This is a genomic window from Flavobacterium coralii (genome assembly GCF_019891545.1).
Lineage (GTDB): Bacteria > Bacteroidota > Bacteroidia > Flavobacteriales > Flavobacteriaceae > Flavobacterium > Flavobacterium coralii.
The window spans coordinates 276,776-302,815 of record NZ_JAHDIU010000004.1; the positions used below are offsets into that span (position 1 = coordinate 276,776).

General features: G+C 41.7%; 24 protein-coding genes. 12 read left to right on the plus strand and 12 right to left on the minus strand.

All coding sequences use genetic code 11. The features are described 5' to 3' along the window. Positions 1-50 precede the first annotated feature (50 nt). From queG to KJK34_RS08690, 4 genes are all read right to left on the minus strand, one after another. The gene (queG, locus tag KJK34_RS08675; protein WP_223053596.1) at positions 51-974 is read right to left on the minus strand and encodes a tRNA epoxyqueuosine(34) reductase QueG; all 924 of its coding nucleotides are present in this window, start codon (positions 972-974) and stop codon (positions 51-53) included. Positions 975-1,016: 42 nt separating this feature from the next. Beyond that, positions 1,017-1,370: a four helix bundle protein gene (locus KJK34_RS08680; RefSeq protein WP_236937616.1), complete on the minus strand. Its 354-nt coding sequence runs from the start codon at positions 1,368-1,370 to the stop codon at positions 1,017-1,019. Between the two features lie 49 nt (positions 1,371-1,419). Beyond that, the gene (gene ruvB, locus KJK34_RS08685) at positions 1,420-2,445 is read right to left on the minus strand and encodes a Holliday junction branch migration DNA helicase RuvB (protein ID WP_223053465.1); all 1,026 of its coding nucleotides are present in this window, start codon (positions 2,443-2,445) and stop codon (positions 1,420-1,422) included. 72 nt (positions 2,446-2,517) lie between these two features. Next, positions 2,518-3,876: a UDP-N-acetylmuramate--L-alanine ligase gene (locus KJK34_RS08690; protein WP_223053466.1), complete on the minus strand. Its 1,359-nt coding sequence runs from the start codon at positions 3,874-3,876 to the stop codon at positions 2,518-2,520. Positions 3,877-3,968: 92 nt separating this feature from the next. On the opposite strand from KJK34_RS08690, the gene KJK34_RS08695 reads away from it, so the two are divergent. Next, positions 3,969-4,829, plus strand: coding sequence for a hypothetical protein (locus KJK34_RS08695; RefSeq protein ID WP_223053467.1), 861 nt, complete (start codon positions 3,969-3,971; stop codon positions 4,827-4,829). Between the two features lie 58 nt (positions 4,830-4,887). Here KJK34_RS08695 and KJK34_RS08700 read toward each other — a convergent pair whose 3' ends face one another. Further along, complete coding sequence (locus KJK34_RS08700) at positions 4,888-7,032, minus strand: S46 family peptidase (RefSeq protein ID WP_223053468.1); 2,145 nt, start codon at positions 7,030-7,032, stop codon at positions 4,888-4,890. A gap of 179 nt (positions 7,033-7,211) precedes the next feature. Here KJK34_RS08700 and KJK34_RS08705 point away from each other — a divergent pair, with 179 nt between their 5' ends. Continuing rightward, positions 7,212-7,964, plus strand: a complete 753-nt coding sequence (locus KJK34_RS08705; RefSeq protein WP_223053469.1) for a nucleotidyltransferase domain-containing protein — start codon at positions 7,212-7,214, stop codon at positions 7,962-7,964. Then, positions 7,961-9,016 (plus strand): DNA polymerase beta superfamily protein, encoded by a 1,056-nt coding sequence (locus KJK34_RS08710; protein WP_223053470.1) that lies wholly within the window; start codon positions 7,961-7,963, stop codon positions 9,014-9,016. The genes KJK34_RS08705 and KJK34_RS08710 overlap by 4 nt, the downstream gene beginning before the upstream one ends. Before the next feature lie 139 nt (positions 9,017-9,155). On the opposite strand, the gene obgE is transcribed toward KJK34_RS08710, so the two are convergent. The 4 genes from obgE to hpt form a co-directional block, all read right to left on the minus strand. Next, positions 9,156-10,166: a GTPase ObgE gene (gene obgE / locus KJK34_RS08715; RefSeq protein WP_223053471.1), complete on the minus strand. Its 1,011-nt coding sequence runs from the start codon at positions 10,164-10,166 to the stop codon at positions 9,156-9,158. 117 nt (positions 10,167-10,283) lie between these two features. Further along, positions 10,284-11,558 (minus strand): hemolysin family protein, encoded by a 1,275-nt coding sequence (locus KJK34_RS08720; RefSeq protein ID WP_223053472.1) that lies wholly within the window; start codon positions 11,556-11,558, stop codon positions 10,284-10,286. Between the two features lie 11 nt (positions 11,559-11,569). Continuing rightward, entirely contained in the window at positions 11,570-12,145 is a 576-nt protein-coding gene (locus tag KJK34_RS08725; RefSeq protein WP_223053473.1) for an adenylate kinase, read from the minus strand. A 20-nt stretch (positions 12,146-12,165) separates the two neighbouring features. After that, positions 12,166-12,693: a hypoxanthine phosphoribosyltransferase gene (gene hpt, locus KJK34_RS08730; protein WP_223053474.1), complete on the minus strand. Its 528-nt coding sequence runs from the start codon at positions 12,691-12,693 to the stop codon at positions 12,166-12,168. A 185-nt stretch (positions 12,694-12,878) separates the two neighbouring features. On the opposite strand from hpt, the gene KJK34_RS08735 reads away from it, so the two are divergent. From KJK34_RS08735 to KJK34_RS08745, 3 genes are all read left to right on the plus strand, one after another. Further along, on the plus strand, positions 12,879-14,153 hold the full coding sequence (locus tag KJK34_RS08735; RefSeq protein WP_223053475.1) for a PQQ-dependent sugar dehydrogenase: 1,275 nt from the start codon (positions 12,879-12,881) through the stop codon (positions 14,151-14,153). A 171-nt stretch (positions 14,154-14,324) separates the two neighbouring features. Next, entirely contained in the window at positions 14,325-16,403 is a 2,079-nt protein-coding gene (locus KJK34_RS08740) for a TonB-dependent receptor (RefSeq protein WP_223053476.1), read from the plus strand. 32 nt (positions 16,404-16,435) lie between these two features. Then, positions 16,436-16,996: a hypothetical protein gene (locus KJK34_RS08745; RefSeq protein WP_223053477.1), complete on the plus strand. Its 561-nt coding sequence runs from the start codon at positions 16,436-16,438 to the stop codon at positions 16,994-16,996. Here KJK34_RS08745 and KJK34_RS08750 read toward each other — a convergent pair. After that, entirely contained in the window at positions 16,993-18,270 is a 1,278-nt protein-coding gene (locus tag KJK34_RS08750; RefSeq protein WP_223053478.1) for an MFS transporter, read from the minus strand. The genes KJK34_RS08745 and KJK34_RS08750 overlap by 4 nt on opposite strands. Before the next feature lie 127 nt (positions 18,271-18,397). Here KJK34_RS08750 and KJK34_RS08755 point away from each other — a divergent pair, with 127 nt between their 5' ends. Continuing rightward, the gene (locus tag KJK34_RS08755; protein ID WP_223053479.1) at positions 18,398-18,796 is read left to right on the plus strand and encodes a hypothetical protein; all 399 of its coding nucleotides are present in this window, start codon (positions 18,398-18,400) and stop codon (positions 18,794-18,796) included. Here KJK34_RS08755 and KJK34_RS08760 read toward each other — a convergent pair whose 3' ends face one another. Then, positions 18,797-20,260, minus strand: a complete 1,464-nt coding sequence (locus KJK34_RS08760; protein WP_223053480.1) for a glycoside hydrolase family 130 protein — start codon at positions 20,258-20,260, stop codon at positions 18,797-18,799. 193 nt (positions 20,261-20,453) lie between these two features. Here KJK34_RS08760 and purK point away from each other — a divergent pair, with 193 nt between their 5' ends. From purK to KJK34_RS08775, 3 genes are all read left to right on the plus strand, one after another. Then, positions 20,454-21,629: a 5-(carboxyamino)imidazole ribonucleotide synthase gene (gene purK / locus KJK34_RS08765; protein ID WP_223053481.1), complete on the plus strand. Its 1,176-nt coding sequence runs from the start codon at positions 20,454-20,456 to the stop codon at positions 21,627-21,629. A gap of 116 nt (positions 21,630-21,745) precedes the next feature. Further along, on the plus strand, positions 21,746-22,234 hold the full coding sequence (purE, locus tag KJK34_RS08770; RefSeq protein ID WP_223053482.1) for a 5-(carboxyamino)imidazole ribonucleotide mutase: 489 nt from the start codon (positions 21,746-21,748) through the stop codon (positions 22,232-22,234). A 28-nt stretch (positions 22,235-22,262) separates the two neighbouring features. After that, positions 22,263-24,290 (plus strand): M3 family metallopeptidase, encoded by a 2,028-nt coding sequence (locus KJK34_RS08775; protein WP_223053483.1) that lies wholly within the window; start codon positions 22,263-22,265, stop codon positions 24,288-24,290. A gap of 94 nt (positions 24,291-24,384) precedes the next feature. Here KJK34_RS08775 and KJK34_RS08780 read toward each other — a convergent pair whose 3' ends face one another. Continuing rightward, the gene (locus KJK34_RS08780; RefSeq protein WP_223053484.1) at positions 24,385-24,819 is read right to left on the minus strand and encodes a hypothetical protein; all 435 of its coding nucleotides are present in this window, start codon (positions 24,817-24,819) and stop codon (positions 24,385-24,387) included. A gap of 124 nt (positions 24,820-24,943) precedes the next feature. Between KJK34_RS08780 and KJK34_RS08785 the strand changes: the two genes are divergently transcribed. Continuing rightward, on the plus strand, positions 24,944-25,450 hold the full coding sequence (locus KJK34_RS08785; protein WP_223053485.1) for a GbsR/MarR family transcriptional regulator: 507 nt from the start codon (positions 24,944-24,946) through the stop codon (positions 25,448-25,450). A gap of 15 nt (positions 25,451-25,465) precedes the next feature. Continuing rightward, positions 25,466-26,029, plus strand: a complete 564-nt coding sequence (locus KJK34_RS08790; protein WP_223053486.1) for a Crp/Fnr family transcriptional regulator — start codon at positions 25,466-25,468, stop codon at positions 26,027-26,029. The last annotated feature ends 11 nt before the right edge of the window (positions 26,030-26,040 follow it).

Consider the following 26,040-nt stretch of genomic DNA (forward strand, 5'->3'; position numbering starts at 1 on the left):
CACGATTTACAAAGGTAACCCTATGACTGAAATTTGGAAATTTTTAACGTTTATTCTTTAAGGAAGTTTATATTGCGTTTAAGCCCTTCAAATTTGGTACGTTTAACGGCTGAGTTTTTAAAAACTTTGCGGAAGGTATCTTCTGTAATTTCTTCCCAGTCTTTTTTGGTCATAGAAAGTAAATCAGGATGCGGATTAAAAAGCGGTTCGTGGTGCGGTTTACTGAAACGGTTCCACGGGCATACATCCTGGCACACATCGCACCCGAAAGCCCAGTTGTCAAAACTGCCTTTCATACTGGCGGGGAGGTTGTCTTTTAACTCTATCGTAAAATAAGAGATGCATTTGCTGCCATCAACAACATAAGGTTCTATTATGGCCTGCGTGGGGCAGGCATCAAGGCAGGCGGTGCAGCTTCCGCAATGGTCGGTTACGGGAGTGTCGTACTCAAGCTCTATATCTACTATCAGTTCGGCAATAAAAAAGAATGAGCCCACCTGCTTGCTAAGCAGGTTACTGTTTTTGCCAACCCAACCAAGCCCGCTTTTTGCCGCCCATGCCTTATCTAAAACGGGAGCACTATCTACAAATGCTCTGCCTCCTACTTCTCCAATATGTTCCTGAATGGAATGCAGCAGTTCTTTGAGTTTTGATTTTATTACAAAATGATAGTCCTGCCCGTAGGCATATTTAGATATTTTATAAGTATTGTCAACATGGGTTTCTTCGGGGTAATAGTTAAGCAGTAATGATATAACGCTTTTCGCACCATCAACAAGCAAAGTCGGGTCTAGGCGCTTATCAAAGTGATTTTCCATGTACTGCATCTGCCCGTGGCGGCCTTCTTTAAGCCATTTTTCGAGGCGCGGCGCTTCTTCTTCCAAAAATCCTGCTTTAGCTATACCACATGACAAAAATCCGAGGCGTTTGGCTTCGGATTTTATGAACGCAGATATTTTGGATTTAGAATTCAGAAATTAGAATTTAGATTTCAGAATTTAGAATTATTATAAAACTTAAATGAGTTTTGCTTTAGCTGTTTTTAAGGATGTCACAAAAATAGCTGTTAGTTCATTACCCTCTTTCCACACAGTATCTATCAGCATGTCAGGTAACCATTGTTTTGCTTTTATTATTTCAAGCCAATAAAGTGTTTCATCAACTTCTTCAAGTACAATTTCTATTTTAGCTATAAACTCTTTATTACTCCTTGATCTGCATGCTGCCCTGTAATTAGCGCCAACAGAGGTTCCGCTTTTAGCTATTTGATAAGCTACAACCTTCGATGAAGTTGTAATCGGTAACTGCTCTACAACATTCAGTATAGCGAGTGCATAACTTTTAGTACGGTTTTTCAACTCTTCGCCCATAATAAGTGTCTTATTGATTCTGATTTCTGAATTCTAAATTCTGACTTTCTTAATCAAACAACCCACCCTGGTTTCCAAGCCTTACCCTACCCAAATGCTTATAAGCTTTCTCGGTAACTTCACGCCCGCGTGGTGTACGTATAATGAAACCTTCCTGAATGAGAAACGGCTCGTAAACCTCTTCTATTGTTTCGCCGCTTTCTGATACCGCAGTGGCAAGTGTAGAAAGCCCAACGGGGCCTCCTTTAAACTTATCTATTATAGTGGTCAGTATTTTGTTATCCATCTCATCAAGCCCATGTGCATCTACATAAAGAGCTTTAAGTGAGTATCGTGCAATTTCTATGTCTATTTTGCCATTGCCTTTTATCTGGGCAAAGTCACGCACACGGCGCAACAGTGCGTTGGCAATACGCGGTGTGCCACGGCTGCGCCCTGCTATTTCTATAGCAGCCTCCATAGTAATAGGCATACTGAGTATTGCCGAACTGCGCTGCACAATGGTTGTAAGCAGCTCTGTAGTATAGTATTGCAGTCGGCTCTGTATGCCGAAGCGGGCCCGCATGGGAGACGTTAATAAACCCGAACGTGTGGTGGCGCCAACCAGTGTAAACGGGCTAAGCCCTATTTGTACTGAACGGGCATTTGGCCCTGATTCTATCATTATATCGATGCGGAAATCTTCCATTGCGGAATACAGGTACTCTTCCACTACAGGGCTAAGGCGGTGTATCTCATCTATAAAAAGGATATCACGCTCATCCAAGTTTGTTAAAAGCCCTGCCAGGTCGCCAGGCTTATCGAGCACAGGGCCCGAGGTTATTTTTATACCCACACCCAACTCCTGCGCCAATATGTTTGCCAAAGTAGTTTTACCTAAACCCGGCGGGCCATGAAAAAGGGTATGATCGAGCGCTTCGCCACGCAGGTTTGCTGCCTGCACAAAAACCTTAAGGTTTTCCAGCACCTGGTCCTGCCCTGTAAAGTCATCAAACGACAGGGGCCTGAGCTTTTTTTCAAGATCAAGCTCATCAGCGTTATATTGCGAATTGGTAGGGTCTAAATTCGGATTCATAACACAAAGATAGCGGAAATGAATTTAGAAACTCACCCCCGCTATCGTTCAAAAATTATATTTGGTTAGGTATTAAACCAGCTTTTTCACCTCATCAAAATTAAGCCCACCATAATTACCGGAACTCATCAGCAGGAGTGCCATACCGCTACTATCCGGTTTCAGGTTAAAAAGGTAGTCTTTGAATTCCGCCGGATTGGTATAGATGATAAGGTCTTCGCGGTTAAACGCTTTTGCTATCTGCTCATAAGTTACCTCTTCAAGCTGCTTTATCTTTACAGCATCAGGCGAATAAAATACAACAGCCACATCGGCATTATCCAATGCGCCTTCATATTGCTTTAAAAACTCGGCGTTTAGGCTGCTGTAAGTATGCAGCTCCAGGCAGGCAATAAGTGTCCGGTCAGGGTACTGTTCCTTTACCGCTTTTGTGGTTGCTGCCACTTTACTTGGCGAATGGGCAAAATCTTTGTAGGCGACATTTTTGCTGCTCTCGGCAATTTTTTCGAGGCGCTTGCTTGCCCCCTTAAAAGTAGCTATGGCTTCATAAAAATCGGCTTCATCAATACCCATGTTCTGGCATATCCACTTTGCCCCGGCAAGGTTATTCAGGTTATGCGCCCCAAATACTTCTACAGGCATTGGCCCTTCGGGTGTTTCAAGCAAAGTTGTACCGTTTTCAACAGAGTATTCAGGTGTGTGATACGGAATTTTACGTATAGGGTTTGTAGCAGCCTCTGCCACACGTTTTACCTCGGGGTCGTTTTCGTTATAAACCAGTATACCGCCGTTGGTTATTTTACTGATAAAAATTTCAAATTGCTCCACATAATTTTCATATGTAGGAAATACATTGATATGATCCCATGCTATACCACTTATCAGGGCAATGTTGGGCTGGTAAAGGTGAAACTTAGGCCTCCTGTCTGTGGGTGAGCTCAGGTATTCGTCACCCTCAAGCACTATAAAGTCGGCATCTGCTGTAAGTCGCACCATAGTATCAAAACCTTCAAGCTGTGCCCCTACCATATAATCCACCTCGACATTATGATAATGCATAACGTGGAGTATCATACTGGTAATGGTTGTTTTGCCATGAGAGCCGCCAATAACCACACGGGTTTTGTCTTTAGACTGCTCATATAAAAACTCCGGGTATGAATATATTGTAAGCCCTAATTCCTGCGCTTTAAGTAATTCGGGGTTATCCGCTTTAGCGTGCATACCGAGTATTATGGCATCAATATCTGTAGTTATCTTTTCAGGAAACCAGCCCATCTCTGCCGGCAAAAGCCCTTTGGCTTGGAGCCTGCTTTTGCTTGGCTCGAATATGGCATCGTCACTACCGGTAACGTTATATCCTTTTTCATGAAGTGCCAGTGCAAGGTTGTGCATGGCAGCGCCGCCTATGGCTATAAAGTGTGTACGCATCTGATCGTTTTATGAGTTTCAAAAATAGCGAAAATCAGCTTACAATTATGATACCTTTATTATAACTATATTTATCAGAAATTACAACAACTATGTATAACTTTTCAAAGATCATTAATTTAGGAAATTTGAAATCAATTCAATTATATGGCTTTGAGGCTTTAGTTCCAAATCACTTTGACAAAGAACTAATAAATAAAATTAATGCCACTATAATGTCACATACATTTGAATATTCTTCAATTGATTCAGTTTACAAAAAATATTTCAAAAATGCAGAAGCAATTAACACTCCTGACACCGATCTTCTTTACGAAATAACTAGTGGTATAAAGAAAGCTTTGAATAATATTTATAAAAAACATGACGAGATACCTTACAAAGAAGAGAAAATCGTAATTTTTGGCGCACACCTCGCTTTAAAAAGATTACAAATTAGCTACGATACTTGTATGATGCTGATAAATTTAGGATGTTTTGTCGAAGCAGACTGCATTATAAGAATGATATTTGAACAGCTTAGCTATTGTGTCAACATTTGTGATCTAAGCGATGCAGAATTTCATGAGAAAACAGAATCTAAAAGAGATAAAATTTTCGATTCAACTAATATATCTAAAATTAAAAAAATTATACAGCTTTTAGATTTAGGCAGACTATATAGTAATTTATCCAAAAAAGCCCACATTGATCTCGATGTAATATCTAAATTCGTCATGTATGATCATTCCATAAATGATACAAAAATTATATTTCAATCTAAAGATGAAACTATTATATGCGCAACTTTATTATATATAATGTGCTACATTCATGAAGTTGTTCTTGAATATGTCTTCAAGGAATATATAAATAAATTTGACTTTTTGAAATTTGAAAATGAAACATATTTATCTCTTCCACACGAAAACTATATGAAAGTGCTGTCTGTTTATTATAAAATGTACCCATAAAAAAACCGCCTCTCATCAAGGCGGTTAGTCTTTTATCTCTAATCTATTATCTAACAGTCTATCTCACAATTGTCATTTCGTCAACAATGTGCTTGGCATTAGAGAACCTGTCTATTACCCAAAGCACATAGCGGATATCTACGTTAATAGTCCTTTGCAGGTCTTTGTCAAATATCACGTCGCCGGCCATAGCCTCTATGTTACCGTCAAAAGCAAGGCCTATAAGCTCTCCTTTACCATTAAGCACCGGCGAACCTGAGTTACCACCTGTAATATCATTATCAGTAAGGAAGTTAACAGGCATATAACCTGCTTTGTCGGCATACTGACCGAAGTCTTTTTTCTCATAAAGCTCAAGTAGCCTTTTTGGAAGGTCGAACTCCTCATCGTTTGGCTTATACTTGGCTACCTCGCCCTGCATGGTCGTGTAGTAGTTTACTTTGGCATCATTTCTTTTATCAGCCGGGAGCGACCTTACTTTACCATACGTTAAGCGCAGTGTGCTGTTAGCATCAGGGTAGTATTTTGCGTTAGGGTTAGCTTCCCTCATGCCTTGTACAAGCAGGCGGAAAGCCTTGCTATACTGGGCGTCAAGTTCTGCCTGCTCATCTGTTTTAGCCCTGTACTGGGTTATGATGGCATTAGACAGCTTGTAAAGCGGGTCGTTATTTAAAGACTCCATGTCAGGATTTTGCATCCATGCCATAAGTTTCTCTTTAGTGGCGAATATACTGTTATCGAATGCTTTATTAACAACAGCGGTATAATCATAATTAGCCGGTTTGCCAAGCTCATCTATATAAGGAGCTATAGGATAGCCTGCAGATTTTGTTGCATATAGCTTAAGCTGCGCGGCAAGCACATCTTTTTCAAGCGGAAGATAAAGCGTTTTATAGCTTTCGTTTATACCTTCTTCAAGCTCCGGCATCATTGCTGCACGGCCATTTTGGTTAGAATTGGCATAAGCCTCTAAACCACGGCCCAGGCTGTATGGCAATACGGCAAAAGTGCTGGTACGCAATAACCCGATAAGGTAGTTATCATGGCGTGCCTTTTCGTTGGTTTTGCTGTAGTAGTTGTTAAGAGTGGCAATAACATCGCCATATTTGGCTTTGTTTTCTTTTTTGTTAGCCCATTTGTTAAACTTCTCTTCGTCTTTAGCCTTGGTAGCAGCTGTTTTATGCTTGGTTAGCGCATCAATCATACCTTGGCGGTTTTTCCAGTAGTTGGCAACCTGTGCATACTGAGAAGCATAGTTAAGGCGCACCTGGTCGCTCTTATCCATATGCACTTTCATTTTATCCATGCCCAGTTTAGAAGCCTCTACCCATGCCGGGTAAGCATACTTAACATTTTGCTCTATACCGCCCGATGGCATCCAGCGGTTGGTACGGCCCGGGTAGCCTAATATCATCGCAAAATCATTTTCCTGAACTCCTTTAAGGCTCACAGGCAGGTGGTGCTTAGGCTTAAGCGGAACATTGTTAGGAGAATACTCCGCAGGGTTACCGTCTTTATCGGCATAGATACGGAACATAGAAAAGTCGCCTGTGTGGCGTGGCCATTCCCAGTTGTCTGTATCGCCCCCAAACTTACCGATGCTTTCAGGAGGTGTTCCTACAAGGCGGACATCTGTATAATCCTGGTAAACGAAATAGTAGTACTCATTACCCTGAAAGAATGAACGTACTGAAACAGTATATTTACCGTCCTCATTATTTTCCTGTTCAATCTTTGCAATTTCCTGGTTAATAGCTTTTTCCCTTTCAGCTTCAGTCATCTGGTCATTAACCTTGCTCAGTATCCTTTTAGATACATCATCCATACGTACAAAAAAGCGTACATAAAGGTCTTTAGGCTTCAGTTCATCTTTGCGTGTGGCAGCCCAAAATCCGTTTTTAAGGTAGTTTGCCTCAGGCGAAGACAACTCTGCAATGGCATCATATCCGCAGTGGTGGTTGGTTAAAACAAGCCCCTCTTTAGATATAACCTCGGCAGTACAGCCACCGTTAAACTGCACAATGGCATCTTTAAGGCTGTGGTTATTTATGCTGTAAATCTCCTCTGCCGTAAGCTGAAGGCCCATTTTCTGCATATCCCTGTGGTTTAAACGTTCAATGAACATTAAAAACCACATTCCTTCGTCTGCCCTTACAGGCAACACCATGATGAACATGGTAACGAACAAAATCAGTTTTTTCATTAAATTGAAAATATTTAGGTTAATAGTTTTACGATGATAAGTACACAATAATTAAAAATTGTTACATCAGCTTTATCATCTTTTTATTATAATGCTGCGAAGATAATTTATTTTGAGAATTCTTTAAAATTATAGGAGCATAACATCATTTGTATAAATTTGCTTTAAAATAAATCTTTATGAAAGAGACTATCCTGAAAAAATTATCTGAAATAGAAGAGAAACATAACATTACAATTCTCCACGCTGTCGAATCTGGAAGCAGGGCGTGGGGATTTGCCAGTCCGGATAGTGATTATGATATTAGGTTTATTTATAAAAAACCTTATATAGAATATTTAACCTTATGGGATAAGCCTGATACTATTGAATTTATTACAGAAGATGACCTTGACGGGGCCGGTTGGGATCTTAATAAAACTTTGCAACTACTGGCTAAATCTAACGGAGCACTGCTGGAGTGGCTTTTTCCTCCTGTTACTTACTTATCTGACAAGAGATTTCTATCGCAGATTCAAACCCTTGCCAAAGAAAACTTTTCTCCTATCACCACACTTTACCACTACTTAGGCACCTGTAAAAATTTTATGGATGTATGCGAAGCGGATAATGTAAAACTGAAAAGCTATTTTTATGCTATGAGATCGGCATTAGCCGGAAAATGGATAGTTGATAAACAAACAATCCCTCCCGTATCATTTAATGAGCTTTTAATTATTGCACCGGAAGAAGTTCAGGATATGGCAAAAAAACTAATGGCTATAAAAGCTGTAAATGATGAGAAATACCTGCACCCGAGAGAAGAAATTATCACGAACTTTTTAAAGGAAACTATAAATTATAATCAGGCAAATGCATCACAACTTTCTTCTGGCAGAAAAGACAACAAAAAGCTTGAGGATTTTTTTAGAAATGAGATACAATATAAATGACAATAAAAGATTTAAAAAACCAAAACCTTATTCTTTTTGAAGTAATTGCAGGAAGCAGGTCGTTTGGATTGGACACTGCAACATCAGACACAGACATAAAAGGAGTTTTTTATCTGCCTAAAGAAAAGTTTTTTGGATTAGAATACATTCCACAGATTAGTAATGAAACAAATGATGTGGTTTACTATGAATTGGGCAGGTTCATAGAGTTACTTACTAAAAACAATCCTAATATTATTGAGCTGCTTGCTTCTCCGGAAAGCTGTATCATTTACAGCCATCCAATTATGAGTAAAATTAAACTTGAGTTCTTTTTATCTAAGCTATGTAAAGAAACTTTTGCGGGTTATGCAGCCACGCAAATAAAAAAAGCAACAGGATTAAAAAAGAAGATACTCAATCCGCTCCCCAAAAAGCGAAAAGATCTTTTAGACTTTTGTTATATAGTGTCAGGATATAAAAGTTTGCCTTTAAAAAAATGGCTGAAATATCAGGAAATAACACAAGAGCAATGTGGAGTAATTAATATTCCTCATTTAAAGGATGTCTATGCTATTTTTATTGATAAATGTAATGACTTTAATTATAGAGGCCTGATAAAGTCTGATGACTCCAATCAGTTATCTTTGTCATCAGTGCCTAAGGAAGCCAGGGAAGCTGGCTATTTGTACTGTAATAAAGATGCTTATTCTGCCTATTGTAAAGATTATAGAGAATATTGGGATTGGATTGCAAAGCGTAATGATGATCGGTATAACACTAATAGTTTACATGGAAAAAATTACGATTCAAAAAATATGATGCACACGATAAGGCTATTGCAATCAGCTAAAGAAATACTTACAAATGGTTCATTAAATATTAGGGTGAGTAACCGCGAAGAACTTCTAAAAATAAAATCGGGAGCAATAGAGTATGATGATTTGATGGCTAAAGCAAGTCATCTCATTCAGGAAATCGAAGCTGCAGCGGACATATCAACATTGCCTGCAAAACCTGACTTAAAAAAGGCGGAGGCACTACTTGTAAGATTAAGAGAAGAACTATATTAAACAAAAAAGCTGTCTCAAAAATGCTTTTAACAAGCATTTTGTCATTCTGACGGAAAAAAATCTCTTTGCCAATTAAACAATTGAGATTCTTCACTTCACTCCGTTTCGTTCAGAATGACACTTTTTAAGACAGCCCCTTTTACTTTTTCTCGGTATTAAGCATTTGCCATAATTTATCTTTAAGCTCTGTAAGCCCCTGTTGCGCCACAGAAGATATAAAGAGGTAAGGCACACCTTTTAGTTCTTTGTCAAGCTGGGCTTTCATTTCGGCTTTAAGCTCCTCATCAAGCATATCGCTTTTAGATATGGCAACCAGCCCGTCTTTATCAAGCATTTCAGGGTTATAACGCCTCAGCTCATCCAGCAGTATGTTGTATTCTTTTTTAATATCCTCTGCATCGGCAGGCACGAGGAACAGTAATGTTGAGTTGCGCTCTATGTGACGTAAAAAATAATGCCCAAGCCCCTTGCCTTCGGCGGCACCTTCTATTATACCGGGGATATCAGCAATAACAAACGATTTAAAATCCCTGTAAGCCACAATACCTAAGTTTGGCTTTAGTGTGGTAAACGGATAATCGGCAATTTTAGGCTTTGCAGAGGTAAGCACGCTAAGCAGCGTACTCTTGCCTGCATTTGGGAAGCCCACAAGACCTACATCAGCCAGTACTTTAAGCTCCAGGATAATATCCAGCTCTTCTCCTGCCAAACCCGGCTGTGCGTAACGCGGTGTCTGGTTGGTACTGCTGCGGAAGTGCCAGTTACCAAGCCCTCCCTTACCACCTTTGGCAAGTATCTTTTGTTCTCCGTCGTCAGTAATTTCAAACAGCACTTCGTTGGTTTCCTTATCGCGCACAACAGTACCCAACGGCACCTCTATATACTGGTCCTCACCATCGGCACCTGTACTGCGCGAGCTGCCGCCATCGCCGCCGTGACCTGCTTTTATATGGCGTGCAAACTTTAGGTGGTACAGCGTCCAGAGGTTTTTGTTGCCTACTATAAACACGTGCCCGCCACGGCCGCCATCGCCGCCATCCGGGCCTCCTTTTTCTATAAATTTTTCCCTGTGCAGGTGTGTAGATCCCCTACCCCCTTTACCGGAGGCTACATATATCTTTACATAATCTACAAAATTCCCTTCTGTCATTTTATTTTTTGTTTCAGGTTCTAGGTTTGATACCTGCAACCCCATCCTTATTAACTATTTTATTAACCTGAATAAGCAGCTATCCTGTTCGCTATTACTTAACCCTGTTAAACCTGCTTACTCTTTAATAGACCTTACCAGTACCTTATCAATCTTAACCCCGTCCATTTTTATTACCTCAAGCTCATAAAGGTTCCACGCCAGCTTTTCACCCTCTTTGGGTATATATGAAAGCTCTGTCATTATAAGCCCGCTCACGGTAGTAACATCATAATCGCCTGTCAGTTCGTCAAGATCAAAATAGGTAAGAAAATCATGCAGCGGGTAATGCCCGTCCACCGTCCATGTACCGTCAGGGTTAGCCAGGAGCTGGAATTCATCATGGTAAAAGTCAGATGCATCGCCCACAAGTGCCTCTAAAATATCATTCAGCGTTATTATACCCTGAAAAACACCATACTCATCAGTAACAAAGGCATAGTGCACTTTAGTTTTCTTGAATATTTCCAGTGCTTTGTAAGCCGATGTATGCTCTATAAGGTACACCGGCTCTTTAGTAATGGCCCTAAGGTTAAAGCCCGGCTTTTCGTAATTGGCAAAAATATCTTTTAGCTGTACCACGCCCACTACATCATCAAGGTTGTCTTCGCAAACGGGATAAACCGAGTGTAGCTCTTCGAGCATTATATCGCGTATTTCATCTTTATCTGACTGGAAAGTAACATAAGAAACCGATTTGCGGTGCGTCATCAATGAGTTAACTTTTCTGTCGCCGATATGAAACACGCGCTCCATAATGTCGTGCTCAATTTCCTGTACCTCCCCGCCTTCGGTACCTTCTTTAATAATTGCCTTAATTTCTTCTTCTGTTACTTTACCGTCAGCTGTTGGGCGTATGTTAAACAGCTTCATCAGCACATCGGTAGAAGAAGTAAGCAGCCATATAAAAGGCGCGGTTATGATGCTGATAAACTTCATCGGCACCGAAACCAGCTTGGCTATAGATTCCGGATAAGTAAGCCCCACCCTTTTGGGCAGCAGCTCGCCCAGTACCAGTGAGAAAAACGTCAGTATGATAACCACAACGGCAACGGCAATACGCTCGGCATAAGGTTGTAACGATTCATACTGCATGAAAAACACCTCTACATCGTCAGTAACCTTATCACCACTGTAAATACCTGTAAGGATACCTATAAGCGTGATACCTATTTGTACCGTACTCAGGAATTTATTGGGCGAATTGGCAAGGTCAAGTGCTGTCTGTGCGCTTGTATTACCTTTTTTGGCTGAATTTTCCAGACGGCTCTTGCGTGCAGATATAAGCGCAATCTCACTCATAGAGAAAACGCCGTTAAGCAGTATCAGCAATACTATTATTACTATTTCCAATAGGTGTGGTTTTAATTAATCTTGTCGATTACAAGGCTAAGCCTTTCTGTAATCTCGGCTATAGAGCCTATACCGTTAACCGCATAAAATTTATACTGGTTCTGGTAATAATCCATCAATGGGGCTGTTTTTTCGTTATATTCCACATAACGGTTGCGTATCAGGTTTTCATCCTGGTCGTCTTTGCGTCCGCTGGTTTTACCCCTCTCCAGCAGGCGTTGCACAAGCACCTCATCATCAGCCTCCAGCGCTATGGTGGCATTTACCTTCCAGCCTTTGCTCTCTAAAAACCTGTCAAGGGCTTCTGCCTGGGCTATGGTACGCGGAAATCCGTCAAACAAAAACCCGTTGGTATCAGGATGCTTTTCTACCTCATCCTGTAGCATTTTTATAGTCAGTTCATCCGGCACAAGGTCACCCCTGTCCATATATTCTTTGGCTTCTTTGCCAAGCGCCGTTTCGTTTTTAAGGTTGTAGCGAAACACATCGCCGGTAGATATATGGGTAAGGTTATAACGTGTTTTTAAAAATTCTGCCTGGGTGCCTTTTCCTGCTCCCGGCTTGCCGAATAATACGATGTTAGTCATTGTTGTTTTATTGTTGTTAGTTATTGCAATTGGTAAACTTCAGGCAGGTTCCTGCCAAGCCCGTCATAGTCCAGCCCGTAGCCTACTATAAATTTGTTGGGTATTTCTATGCCTATATAATCCAGCTTAATATCTTTTTTATAAGCTTCAGGCTTAAAGAAAAGCGTGGCTATTTTAAGTGATTTTACATTAACGGCTTCAAACATTTTTTTCAGCTCCACCACAGTGTTTCCGGTATCTACTATATCTTCTATAATAACCACGGTGCGGCCTGCAAGGCTTTCGTTAACGCCTATCAAATGCTTTACCTGCCCGGTAGTAGATGTTCCCTCATAAGATGCCATTTTTACAAAACTTATTTCACATGGCTTTGTATAATGTTTGGCAAAATCTGACACTACCATAAAAGCGCCGTTAAGAACCCCTACAAAAACGGGTACTTCATCACCCATATCTGTTTCTGCCTGTTTTGCCATGCGGGCAATGGCTGCATCAATCTCGGCTGCTGTAATAAACGGCACAAAGTGCTTATCGTGTAGCTGTATCAATTAAATTCAATGTTAGTAATAATCTGCAAATATACTAATTACGCCACAGGTACCCGAAAACGGCTGTTTATTTTACAAAATTTTACAGATGTTAAAATATAATTAATATTCAGCAGGTTACACACCGATCTTTGTGGTATTGCTTAATTTAGATAGCCTTAAATCACATTTAATGAAAGTATCAGATGAAGAATAAAGCTACATTATTAACGCTCATCGGGTTAATATCGTTAAGCTCCTGCAACGGGCAGGTAAGCAAAAAAGAAAAAGAACAGGCACGTGCCCAGGGCAGTACCACTGTGCAGACAGCCGTTGGAGAGCTTACACTCCCCGCACCCTATGCTACAGAATCGGTTACCAAGCGCAGCGGCATGACCGACTGGCCCGACGGGCAAGGGCCAAAAGTGCCGGCGGGTTTTACCGTAACCAAATTTGCAACGGATTTAGAAAATCCGCGCAACACTTATATAGGGCCTAACGGCGATATTTTTGTGGCGGAATCTAACACGCACAGCAGTGCCGACAGGATAACAGTTTTCAGGGATAAGGATAAAGACGGTACTTATGAAACACGTAACGTTTTCCTTGAAAACCTGAACCAGCCTTACGGGATGCTGATACTGAAAGACTATTTTTATGTTGCAAATACCGATGGGCTTTACCGTTACCCGTACAAAAAGGATGCGCTTAAAATTGATGCCGAAGGCAAAAAAATTGTAAGCCTGCCTGCAGGCGGATACAACCACCACTGGACACGGAACCTGCTTGCCAATGCGGATGGTTCTAAAATATATATTTCGGTGGGTTCTGCCAGTAATGTAGGCGAATATGGCATGGATGAAGAAATAAGGCGTGCTAATATTCTCGAGATTAACCCCGACGGCAGTGGTGAAAGGGTATATGCAAGCGGCTTGCGTAACCCTGTGGGAATGGACTGGAACCCTGCTAATAATGAATTATGGTCGGCGGTTAATGAGCGTGACGAACTTGGCGACGAACTGGTACCCGATTATATTACAAGTGTTAAGGAAGGTGGTTTCTATGGATGGCCCTACTCTTATTTCGGACAGATAGAAGACCCCAGGATGAAAGGCAAAAAGCCCGAACTGGTTAAAAAAGCTATAGTGCCCGATGTACCAGTTGGTAGCCACACAGCTTCACTGGGTATTGCTTTTTATGATAAGGATGCATTCCCGGCAAGGTATAAAAACGGTGCATTTGTAGGGCAGCATGGTTCGTGGAACAGGTCGAACCTTGTGGGGTATAAAGTACTGTTCGTTCCGTTTGAAAACGGAAAGCCATCAGGCAAGCCTGAAGATTTCTTAACAGGGTTTATTGCCGACAGGAAAAAAGCACAGGTTTATGGTCGCCCTGTAGCCGTAACGGTTATGAACGATGGTTCGCTGCTGGTTAACGACGATGCCGGAAATACCATCTGGAAGATATCGGCAGATAAATAAAACTATTATTTCTAAATAGATTAGGCTGTCTCGAAAACGTCATTCTGAACGGAATGTAATGGAGTGAAGAATCTCAATGATTGATTCCCGGAGATTCTTCCTTCTTAAGAACGACAATGATGCTTAAATAAAGTACTTGCGAGGCAGCCTATTTCTTTTACACCAGCACCAATGCTTTTACGGATTTTATTCGCCATATTATTACTGTTCAGCGTACGCTTATCGGCACAGCAGGACACCATCAACACCACAAAGCAGCTTAAGGAAGTAAGCATAAGCACCTATCATATAAACGACAGCCTGCTTAATGCGCCCGCTTCTATCAGCATCCTTACGGCAGCAGATTTACAGCGTAACGACAATACCAACATAGCCCATGCACTTAACACCCTGCCAGGGGTATATATGCAGTCGGGCAGCATCAATACCAACCGAATCAGCATTCGCGGTATTGGGGCACGCACTCCATACGGCACCAATAAAATAAGGGCTTTTTACGGCAGCATACCGCTAACATCGGGCGACAGCGAAACCACTATAGAAGATATAGATGTAGAGATTATCGGCAAAACAGAGGTAATCAAAGGGCCACTTTCGAGTATTTACGGTGCAGGGCTGGGCGGTGCCATAATACTTTCGCCAAACCATACAATCGGGGAAGGGCACAACGCATCTGTCAGCAGCACTACAGGTTCTTTCGGGCTGACCAAAAACACCATACGCTATGGCTATGCCACCAAAAAAGGGAATCTTAATATCAGCTATCACAAACTTGAAAATGACGGCTGGCGCAGCAACAGTGCGTATAATCGCGAAGGCATTACCCTTGCCGGGGAAGTTTTTAAAAGTGAGAAAGGCAGCCTTACCTATTTTGGAAACTACACCTACCTGAAAGCCTATATACCAAGCTCCGTGGACAGGGAAACATTTGAGGATAATCCGCGAAATGCAGCCTTTACCTGGAATGTTGCCAAAGGCTATGAGCAATATGACAGCTGGCTTGGCGGGCTTGCTTACAACTGGCAGCTAACGGATTGGCTGCAAAATGCCACATCGGTTTTTGTGAATATAAAAGAGAATTACGAACCGCGCCCTTTTGACATACTCACGCAGGACACCAAAGGCTACGGAGCGCGAACACAGTTTACGGGTAACATATCGGTAAATGAAACCAAAATTATATGGCTTGCCGGGATGGAGTATTTTAAAGATGGTTTTACAGGCGGCACCTTTGCCAACCTGTATGAGCAGAATAACGGCAACGGCAGCCTGCAGGGCGAACGCCTTACAGGCACCGGGCAGGACAGGCAGTTTATAAACGTATTTGCGCAGGCACGCATACCAATTGTAAAAAAACTGGAGCTACAGGCAGGCGTCAATTACAATAAAACACACTTTGAGCTTGAGAATACTTTTCCTGCTGAAACTTCAGGCACACAGGATTATAGCTATAACGGAATATGGTCGCCACAGGTGTCGTTACTGTATAAGCTTGCAAAGCTGCAAACACTATACTTTTCGGCAAGCAGGGGATTTTCTATGCCTGCCATAGAAGAAACACTTACGCCTGAAGGCACAATAAACCCTGACATTAAACCCGAAAGCGGATATAACTTTGAAGCGGGCGGAAAGTTTTACCTGGCGGGAGAAAAGTTATATGCTGAAGTCACGGCTTATACCATGAGGGTTAAAGACCTGCTTGTGGCACAGCGTGTTGACGATGACAGGTATGTAGGCGTGAATGCAGGTGAAACGTTGCATCAGGGTATAGAGGTAGCTGTTAACTATTACTGGCAGCTTAATGGCAATTACACCATACAACCTTATGTGGCAGCCTCTGTAGGTAATTATGAATTTAAAGAGTTTATTAATAACGGTACCAACTACAGCGGAAACAATCTTACAGGCGTACCCGATAACAAAATAAATGCAGGGTTTACCGCCACTGCACCTTTCGGAGTCTACCTTTCGGCAGATTATTATTTTACCGATAAAATACCACTTAACGATGCCAACAGCCTGTATGCCGACAGTTACAGCCTGCTCAATGTAAAAGCAGGTTACCGCACAGCGTTGTTTGAGAACCTGTCAGCGCATTTTTCAGCAGGCGTAAATAATGTAACCAATACACATTATGCTGCTATGGTACTGGTCAACGCAACGGGCTTTGGGGGTGCGGCACCACGCTACTACTACCCGGGACTGCCCGTTAATTATTACGGCAACCTTTCTGTAAATTATTCGTTTTGATTTTATACATTCGGGAGGCATAACCAAGCAGCATGAACAGTATATTTTACAACAGGATTGCAGCCAGCACGGCACACCGCACGATAAGAGACGAACTTTCGGGTATGGTGTTGCAGGACACCATGCTCTTGCCCTGCCTCATGGAAATTGCTTTAAATACCGAAGATAAAAACCATCATAAAGCCTGCTGGATAGCTGAGCTTGTTTTTGAAGCAAACCTGCAACTGCTGGAATCTTACTTATCTGATTTCTGCAAAACGCTTAGCAGTTACAAACATGAAGGTGCAATACGGTCGGTTTCCAAGATATGCTTGTTTGCTGTAGGCCTCAACCGGAAACAACCGGGCCTTCTTACTCCTGAACAACTACAACAAATAACAGAAGCCTGTTTTGACTGGCTTATAGACCCTGACGCTAAAGTTGCCGCAAAGGCTTATGCCATGCGGGCACTATACATAATCGGTAAAAAACAGGAGTGGATTTACCCGGAGCTTTCGCAGATACTCGCGCAGGACTTTCCGCAGCACACTGCCGCCTATAAAAGTGCCGCAAAAGATATACTTCGTAAAATTGCATGGCAGCAAAGCAGTTAGTTTTCCTCCTGCTCTTCGTATTTGAAATTGCGCAGTTGCGGCGCACTGAAAAAAGTAACGGCAACCACCCCGAGCGTAAGGCAGCCCCCTACCACAACCGCACGAACGGTGCCGAGCCAGTGTGCCATTACGCCACTCTCAAAATCGCCCAGTTCGTTAGATGAGCTTACGAATATAGTGTTTACCGATGCCACCCTGCCCCGCATATGGTCGGGTGTTACAAGTTGCAAAATGGTGCTGCGCACTACTACGCTCACGGCATCAAACATACCCGAGCACAGCAGCATAAAAAAAGACAGTATAAAATTGGTGGAGATACCAAATATGATAATAGACAGTGCAAAGCCTGTTACTGCCAGAAAAAGCTTTCTTCCCGGATTGGTTTTCAGCGGCAGGAAAGCCAGTACGCTCATGGTTATAATAGCGCCAATTCCCGGCGCTGCGCGCAATATACCAAAGCCCACCTCATCTACATGCAGTATTTCTTTCTGGTAAACGGGTAAAAGCGCTACTGCCCCACCAAACAGCACCGAGAACATATCCAGAAGTTGTGCCCCAAGCAGAGCAGGGGTTTTTACCACAAAACGAATGCCCTGTGTGAGGCTTTGCAATATGGGTTCTTTTTCTTTTTTTAGTATGGGTTTGGTTGAAATTGAAAGTATGGGGATGAGCATTAGCACCTCTACAACCAGTACAGCAAACATTCCGGTTGTTACACCGCTAACGGCTATAAGCACACCTGCGGCAAGCGGGCCTACCACAGCGCCCAGTTGCCAACCCATACTGCTCCAGCTTGTTGCGTTTGCGTAGTGCTTGCGGGGAACAATAAGCCCGAACAGTGAAAAGACGGAAGGCCCCATAAAAGAACGGATAATACCTCCGCAAAACACTAAAAAGTAAATAAGGTACAGCGTATTGGAAAGCCCTAATGAACCCAATGCATAAGGCGTTGTAAGCAGGAACAAACTGAGCCCAAGCAGTATATAAGCCGAGATACAGAACAAAACCATTTTGCGTTTTTCGGCAAGGTCAACATAATGCCCGGCGAAAAGCGAGCAGCCTATTGCAGGTATTACCTCGGCAAGCCCTACAAAACCAAGCGCCAGCTTATCGTTTGTAAGGTGGTAAACCCAATAAAATATAATGGTTATCTGCATGTTCAGGGCAAAAATTAGCCCAAAACGTATAGTGAGAAACGAAAGGAATTCGCGGATTTTAAGTACGGGGTTCTTTTTAAAGAAGCCCCTGCCGCCTTCATCTTCGTTATTTTCCATAGCCGCTTGTTATTTGCGGCAAATATACAACTGCAGGCATTGAACGCAGAGGTACACAAATTATATTTTTGAAAAATCTGTACTGGAGATTTTTAGTATTTTAGCGTTATAAACTAACTAAAATTTTATGAAACTGAATCTCTTAACCGTTTTTGCGTTCACTTGCGTTTCTGCTTTTGGACAGGCTCCCGAACAAAAAACAGATAAATACTCTATTGAAGCGATAAGGTATTATGAGCAAAACCCTAGCCCCGATTGTTATAAAATACAATTCAGTATTTACAGAACTGATGTATATGGTACACGATGGCTTACACATGCCGCAAAAATAATGTTAGGCGACTGCATTGAATGTATTGGTGAATATTTTTACAGCAGGGACTATGGTTTCAGGGATTGCATTATAAAAGACGATAAGATAATGGACAGACCTTTTTTAGACTTCTTTAGGAAACATCCTGAAATGCTGCCACAGTATGCTACGGAAAGAAGCGAAATCCTCAAAAAACTGAATAAAAAGAACTAACTACCCGCCGCTTGTCAGCCTGTCAAGTAAGGTTTTAAGGTTAACGGTAACAAAACCGGAACTGTGGTCAGACAATCCGTAAGGTATAATTAGCTCATCATTGTGTATTATTGAGCCGCAAGAATACACTACGTTAGGCACATAACCTTCGCGCTCGTCAGGGTTAGGCACAATAAGCGGGTCTTTAAGCCTGCCAATTTCTTTTTCAGGATTATCAATATCGAGTAAAGAAGCGCCTATGCTGTAACGCCTCATCGGGCCAACCGCATGGGTAATAACCAGCCAGCCGCAATCGGTCTCAATAGGCGAACCGCAATTGCCTATCTGCACCAATTCCCAGGAATATTCAGGCGATTGTATTTTTATCGGCTCATCCCATTCATTAATGTTGTCGCTGTACATCAGGTAATTGTTCCAGCCGTCTATTCTCGACAGCATTGCATACCTTCCGTTTATCTTGCGCGGAAAGAGCGCCAGGTTTTTGTTACGGGCACCCTCACCATGCAACGGACTTGTTTTAAACTCATAAAAATCGGTGGTCTTTAAAAGCTTTGGCATTATGTGTACCCCGTCATAAGCAGTATAGGTGGCATAATATATAATGCGGCCGTTATCATCTGTAAAACGAACAAAGCGCGCATCCTCTATACCTTTAATCTCAAAATCGGATATGGGGAAAATAACGCGGTCGCTTATGTCAGTATCTTTAGAAAAGGAAATACGGCGGTAGCTGTCGGATAAGGAGAGTATCATATTATACTGGCGTATAATTTTAGGGTCTTTTGTATCCTGTTTCACCTCCATTATAAGCGCTTTGAGCTGATCATAATCAAAACGGTCGCCCAGCCTTTTATCAACAATATCAAGAAACTCACCGTTTATATCTTCCTCTTTGGCTTTGCGTAAAAACTGGCGTTTATGGTAAATAAGATTGTGTATTTTTTCAGCTTCATCAATATAATTGCCTGCGGGTATAACCGTAATATTGTTCTGCCTATCAATTATTGCCCTGCGGAAAACTACTGAAGACACATGCCCCTCGCCTACTGCCCTGAAGCTGATGATTACCCTTAGCTGCCCCTCTTCAAGGTTGGTCTGGTCGGGGTCTGCCACTATGGAAGGGTTAAAAAATGCAGCCGACTCTATAGAATATTCGTGTGTAAAGTAGGCCCCTATCAAGAGCTTTGTATATTCGTCGAGTGTTGCATAGTCGGCTCCCGCCCTTTCAATATCAACCCTTACGCGTTCGCAGTGGCGCAGCAGTTTTTTGGTAATACTGCGGTGGCGTTTAGAGAAATCCTGCAGCAGCGGAGACACAAGCCCAAACACCCGCTCCCTGTCCATTGCCAGTATTTTTTTTATGAGTTCTACGGCGCGTCCTTCACCATTAAAAAAGAAGCGTGCAATAACCCTTTTGGTGTCGGGATACACTTTAACGGGCTTTCGTTCTACAGATAATCTCATGTTCAGGTTTTTTGTCGTAATAGTATTGATTATACCAAATTACAATTTCTATCAGGAAAATTCACACAGCTAAATGCTAAAGTTTAGTAAAAATACTACAGCTATATTTTAGGCACGTGTACAATTACGAAGATTTTAATAGTTAGTTTTTGCAGCATTAAGTATCTTTGGGCTTGCAAATTACAACACAACAATGAACTACTTTTCTTCAGATTTTAAACTCGGAATTTTAGGCGGGGGGCAGCTTGGAAAAATGCTGCTTACCGAAACCCGCAAGTTTGACATACAAACCTACGTGCTTGACCCAAGTGACGAAGCACCATGTAAAATTGGCTGTAACCATTTTGTGAAAGGCAGCCTTACCGATTTTGATACGGTTTACAACTTTGGCAGGCAGGTAGATGTGCTTACTATAGAAATTGAGCACGTAAACGTAGACGCCCTGGAAAAACTGGAAGCCGAAGGCGTTAAAGTTTACCCAAGCCCTGCCACGCTGAAACTGATTAAAAACAAAGGCGGGCAAAAAGATTTTTATGCCGCCAACAATATACCTACTGCCGATTACAGGCGTTTTGAAAATATAAATGACCTTAAAGTAGCGGTAGATAACGGCGAAATAGCAATGCCTTTTGTGTGGAAAAGTACAGAAGGTGGTTATGATGGGAACGGTGTTAAGGTGATACGGTCGGCTGAAAGTTTTGAAGGTGTGCCGAATGTGCAGTGCATTGCCGAAGTAATGGTACCCTTTGTTTATGAACTCGCAGTAATAGTGGCACGCAGCCCAAAAGGTAAAATTGCTACCTACCCGGTAGTGGAGATGGAATTTCATCCGGAAGCTAACCAGGTGGAGTATGTAATATGCCCGGCACGCATACCGGATGCCGTTGCAGAGAAAGCTCAGGAAATTGCGCTTAAAGTATCAGAAGCATTTGGACATGTTGGGCTTTTAGCCGTAGAGATGTTCTGCACCGAAGATGAGCAGGTACTGGTTAATGAAGTTGCGCCGAGGCCCCACAACAGCGGGCACTATTCCATAGAAGCAAGCTATACTTCTCAGTTTGAGCAACACCTAAGGGCGATACTTAATCTGCCATTGGGCAATACAGGCAGCAAAGCCGCGGGTATAATGGTAAACCTTGTAGGCGCAGAAGGATATATTGGCGATGTAAAATATAAGGGAATGAAGAAAATCCTTAAAATGGATGGCGTTACCCCTCATATTTACGGCAAGAAGCAAACAAGGCCATTCCGCAAAATGGGACACGTAACCATTGTGCATAAAGACATAAGCCAGGCACGCGATATTGCAGAAAAAGTTAAGGAAAGCATTAAGGTAATCAGTGTGCCTACGCAGGAGTGGGACAAGTAGAGATAAGGCAAGAGGCATTAGCCATTAGTTATTGGTTGATAGTTATTAAAATAAAAAAATAAATCCTGTTTCCCCTACAGGTAAATTTCCCCTTTAGGGGTTTAGGGGCTAAAAATATGAAAGTCGGAATTATAATGGGCAGCATTTCGGATATGCCGGTAATGCAGGATGCCATAAACATATTAAAGGATTTTGGTATAGAAACAGAGGTTGATATAGTATCGGCCCACCGCACACCCGATAAACTTTATGAATACAGCAAAGATGCCCATACACGAGGTATATCGGTAATTATTGCCGGTGCAGGCGGCGCAGCCCACCTGCCGGGCATGGTAGCCAGCATGAGCCCCCTGCCGGTTATTGGCGTACCTGTAAAATCAAGCAACAGTATAGACGGATGGGACAGTGTGCTTTCTATACTGCAAATGCCGGGCGGTGTGCCTGTAGCAACAGTAGCACTTAACGGAGCCAAAAATGCGGGCATACTTGCCGCACAAATACTGGGCAGCCATGACAAACTGGTTCAGGCAAAAATACTGGCTTATAAGCTCAGCCTAAAAGATGCCGTAAACAAGGCTGCCGCAGAACTAAAAAACAAGGAATAGTTTTCAATACAACTAAGCATAAGATTGCATGAATATACTCACACAAAAATTCAATACCAAACACGATACAGCGCCTTTCAGCCAAATAAAGAACGAAGATTACCTGCCTGCTTTTCAGGAAGGCATCGCTTCTGCAAAAGCTGAAATTAATGCTATTGTTAACAATCCTTCCGAACCTGATTTCGACAACACCATTGCCGCCCTGTCATTTAGTGGCGAAATGCTGGAAAGGATATCATCTATATTCTTTAACCTGCATTCGGCAGAAACCAATGACGAAATTCAAAAAATAGCACAGGAGGTTTCACCCCTGCTATCTGAATTTGGCAATGATGTAAGACTGAACAAAGAATTGTTCGAAAGGGTTAAGGCAGTATATGACAAACGCGCATCACTTAACCTGACGCCCGAGCAGGCTACACTGCTTGAAAAAAAATATAAGGGTTTTTCACGCAACGGCGCTAACCTGCCGGAAGATAAAAAGACTAAACTTCGCGAAATAGATAAAGAGCTATCTAAGCTAAGTTTACAATTCGGTGAAAACGTACTTGCTGAAACAAATGCATTCCAGCTGCATATAACGGATGAAAAAGACCTTTCCGGGTTGCCGGAAGGTGCTATTGAAGGCGCTCGTGAGATGGCTATGACACAGGAAAAGGAAGGCTGGATTTTTACGCTTGACTATCCGAGTTATGTACCGTTTATGACCTATGCTGATAACCGCGAACTCCGCAAAAAGCTTGCATTAGCTTTTGGTGCAAAAGGATTTCAAAAAAATGAGTTTGATAATCAGGAAATAGTTTTACTAATAGTAAAGCTGCGCCACGAGCGCGCTAACCTGCTCGGTTATAAATCGCATGCCGATTTTGTACTGGAAGAGCGCATGGCAGAGAGTCCGCAAAAGGTACGCGACTTTTTAGGCGAACTGCTTGAAAAGGCTAAACCCGCAGCGCAGAAAGAGTTTGAGCAGCTTACACAGTTTGCAAAAGAGCTTGACGGGATTGATGTACTTCAAAAATGGGATGGAGCTTACTACTCTGAAAAGCTGAAGCAAAAACTTTTTAACCTTGATGATGAAAAACTAAAGCCTTACTTTCAGCTTGAAAAAGTGCTGAACGGCGCTTTTACCATTGCAGGAAAATTATACAGTATCCGATTTGAAGAAGTTCAGGATATTGATAAATATCATAAAGATGTAAGGACATATGAAGTAAAAGATGAAAACGATGAGCTTACAGCTATCTTTTATGCCGACTTCTTTCCCCGCAAGGGTAAACGCAACGGAGCGTGGATGACGTCTTACAAACCACAGTATATAAAAGATGGTGTTAATGAGCGTCCGCACGTTTCTATAGTCTGCAACTTTACCAAGCCTACCGAAACGAAGCCATCATTACTTACCTTTAATGAGGTTACCACGCTTTTCCATGAATTTGGGCACGCACTGCATGGCATGTTGGCCAACACGGTTTATCCGAGCCTTTCGGGTACAAGTGTTTACTGGGACTTTGTAGAGCTGCCGAGCCAGGTTATGGAAAACTGGTGCTACGAACCGGAAGCGCTGGAGCTTTTTGCACACCACTACAAAACCGGGGAAATGATTCCGATGGAATACATTGAAAAGATTAAAGAAAGTGCAAGCTTTCAGGAAGGCATGGCAACACTGCGCCAGTTGAGCTTTGGCCTGCTTGATATGGGCTGGCACAGCCTAGACCCCGGCAGCGTAACCGATGTAAAAACTTTTGAGTTGGAACAATTTGTCTCAACACAGCTTTACCCAGATGTGGCAGAAAATGCCATGAGCACGGCATTCAGCCATATATTCCAGGGTGGTTATTCATCAGGTTATTACAGCTATAAATGGGCAGAGGTACTGGATGCCGATGCTTTTGAACTGTTTCAGGAAAAAGGCATTTTTGATGCTGAAACCGCCCGTTTATTTAAAGAGCATATTCTCTCTAAAGGCGGTACAGAGCACCCGATGGAATTATACAAACGTTTCCGTGGGCAGGAGCCAAAACCCGATGCGCTTTTAAAACGCGCAGGGCTGTTATAATAGATATATAATAAATAGATTACAGAAAATAAACAAAGGCTGCCTTAAATTGAAATTTTGAGTCAGCCTTGTTATATTATTCATGTCTTTTGATTTAGCTATTGCCGCTATCATCAGGTTTATCAGGCTTGCCCGCTTGATTACTCCCTTGGTTACTATTCGTATTTCCGGCATTTGTACTCCCATTTGCACTAGAAGGTCCTCCAAATGTATTATTCCCCCTTTTATTTATAAAAGTTGTAAAAATACCTTCTATAAAGTCGGCACCGGCATAGCCTGCCGCTACTATTGCAAAAAGATATTCATCATCTTTAAAAAATCCTTTGTTAACCAATACATATAATGCACCCGCTACAAAGCCTATAAAAAGGCTTATTATAAGGCGTGATGCATTTACGGGTTCGTTTTCTTCCCTCCGGCTATTTTCGTCCGAAAGTTTTTTCAGGCCAACTGCCATACGTATTCCCTGCCCTAAAAGGCCAAGCAGCCCTCCCGCAAGAACATTGTTAATAACATCTGTTGCAGTCATACATGTAAGATTTAAGTTGATCCTTAAAATTATTTTTAATTTAATTTTAACAAAATACCCATTAACAGGTATTTTTGTTTTCAAATATTTTTGAAAGTTTAGAATTTATATTTACCTTTGATACATGGAATTCAGCGAAGCAAAAAATAAATTCATACAAACCTGGGGGGCACTTGGCTCACAATGGGGTATTAACAAGACCATGGCACAGATACACGCCCTGCTGATGGTGTCGCCCGATGCGCTTTCTATGGAGGACATTATGGAAGAACTGCAAATATCCCGTGGTAATGCCAGTATGAACCTGCGTGCGCTTATGGATTGGGGAATTATTTATAAAGACCTAAAGCCGGGTGAGCGTAAAGAATATTTTATCGCCGAAAAAGACCTTGACGAGCTTGCTGTAAAAATTGCCAAAGAGCGCAGCCGCCGCGAAATTAAGCCTGCACTTAAAGTGCTTAAAGATGTTTCAAGCGGAGTTAAAGATGATAAATCGGCTGAGGCAAAACATTTTACCAAAAAAACAGGTGAACTTTATGACTTTGTACTAAAAGCTGACAACATGATAGAGAAGGTTACCGAAATGAAAGACAACTGGATGGCACGCCTTGTTATGAAAATTATGAAATAAATAATAATATCTTAAATGAATATTAATGTTACTGAATATAAAAAAATACTGAATTCTATAGGTCAGTTTTCAGATCTTGATATACAATTGTTTAAAGAATTTATAAGTTATAAATCTTTTAAAAAAAATGAAATCCTTTTGGAACAAGGTGAGATATGTAAATCTATTTACTTTGTCTTATCAGGCTCTTTTTATCAATATCAGATGAAAGATATTTCTGAGGTAATTATCGATTTACATCTTAGTAATGAATGGATATACAACCATCAAAGTCTCATTCTTCAAAAACCTTCAAATCAAACTATAAAAGCTTTTTCCGCATCTAATATTTTAGAATTAAGTTTAAATCATTTTCATGTATTGGTCTCTGCTTCACAATCTTTTTTAAATTTTAACAAAGTTCTAAATTTAGAAAACAATAAGAGTTATATTTATGATAATTCTCTAACTCCTAAAGAAAAGTATGAGTACATAAAAAGCGAAAAACCAAACCTGATTAAAGAGTTCCCGGTTAAAATGATAGCTTCCTTTTTAAAAATCACGCCTGAAACTTTAAGTAGAATAAGAGCAAGTAAATGAATTTACTGATT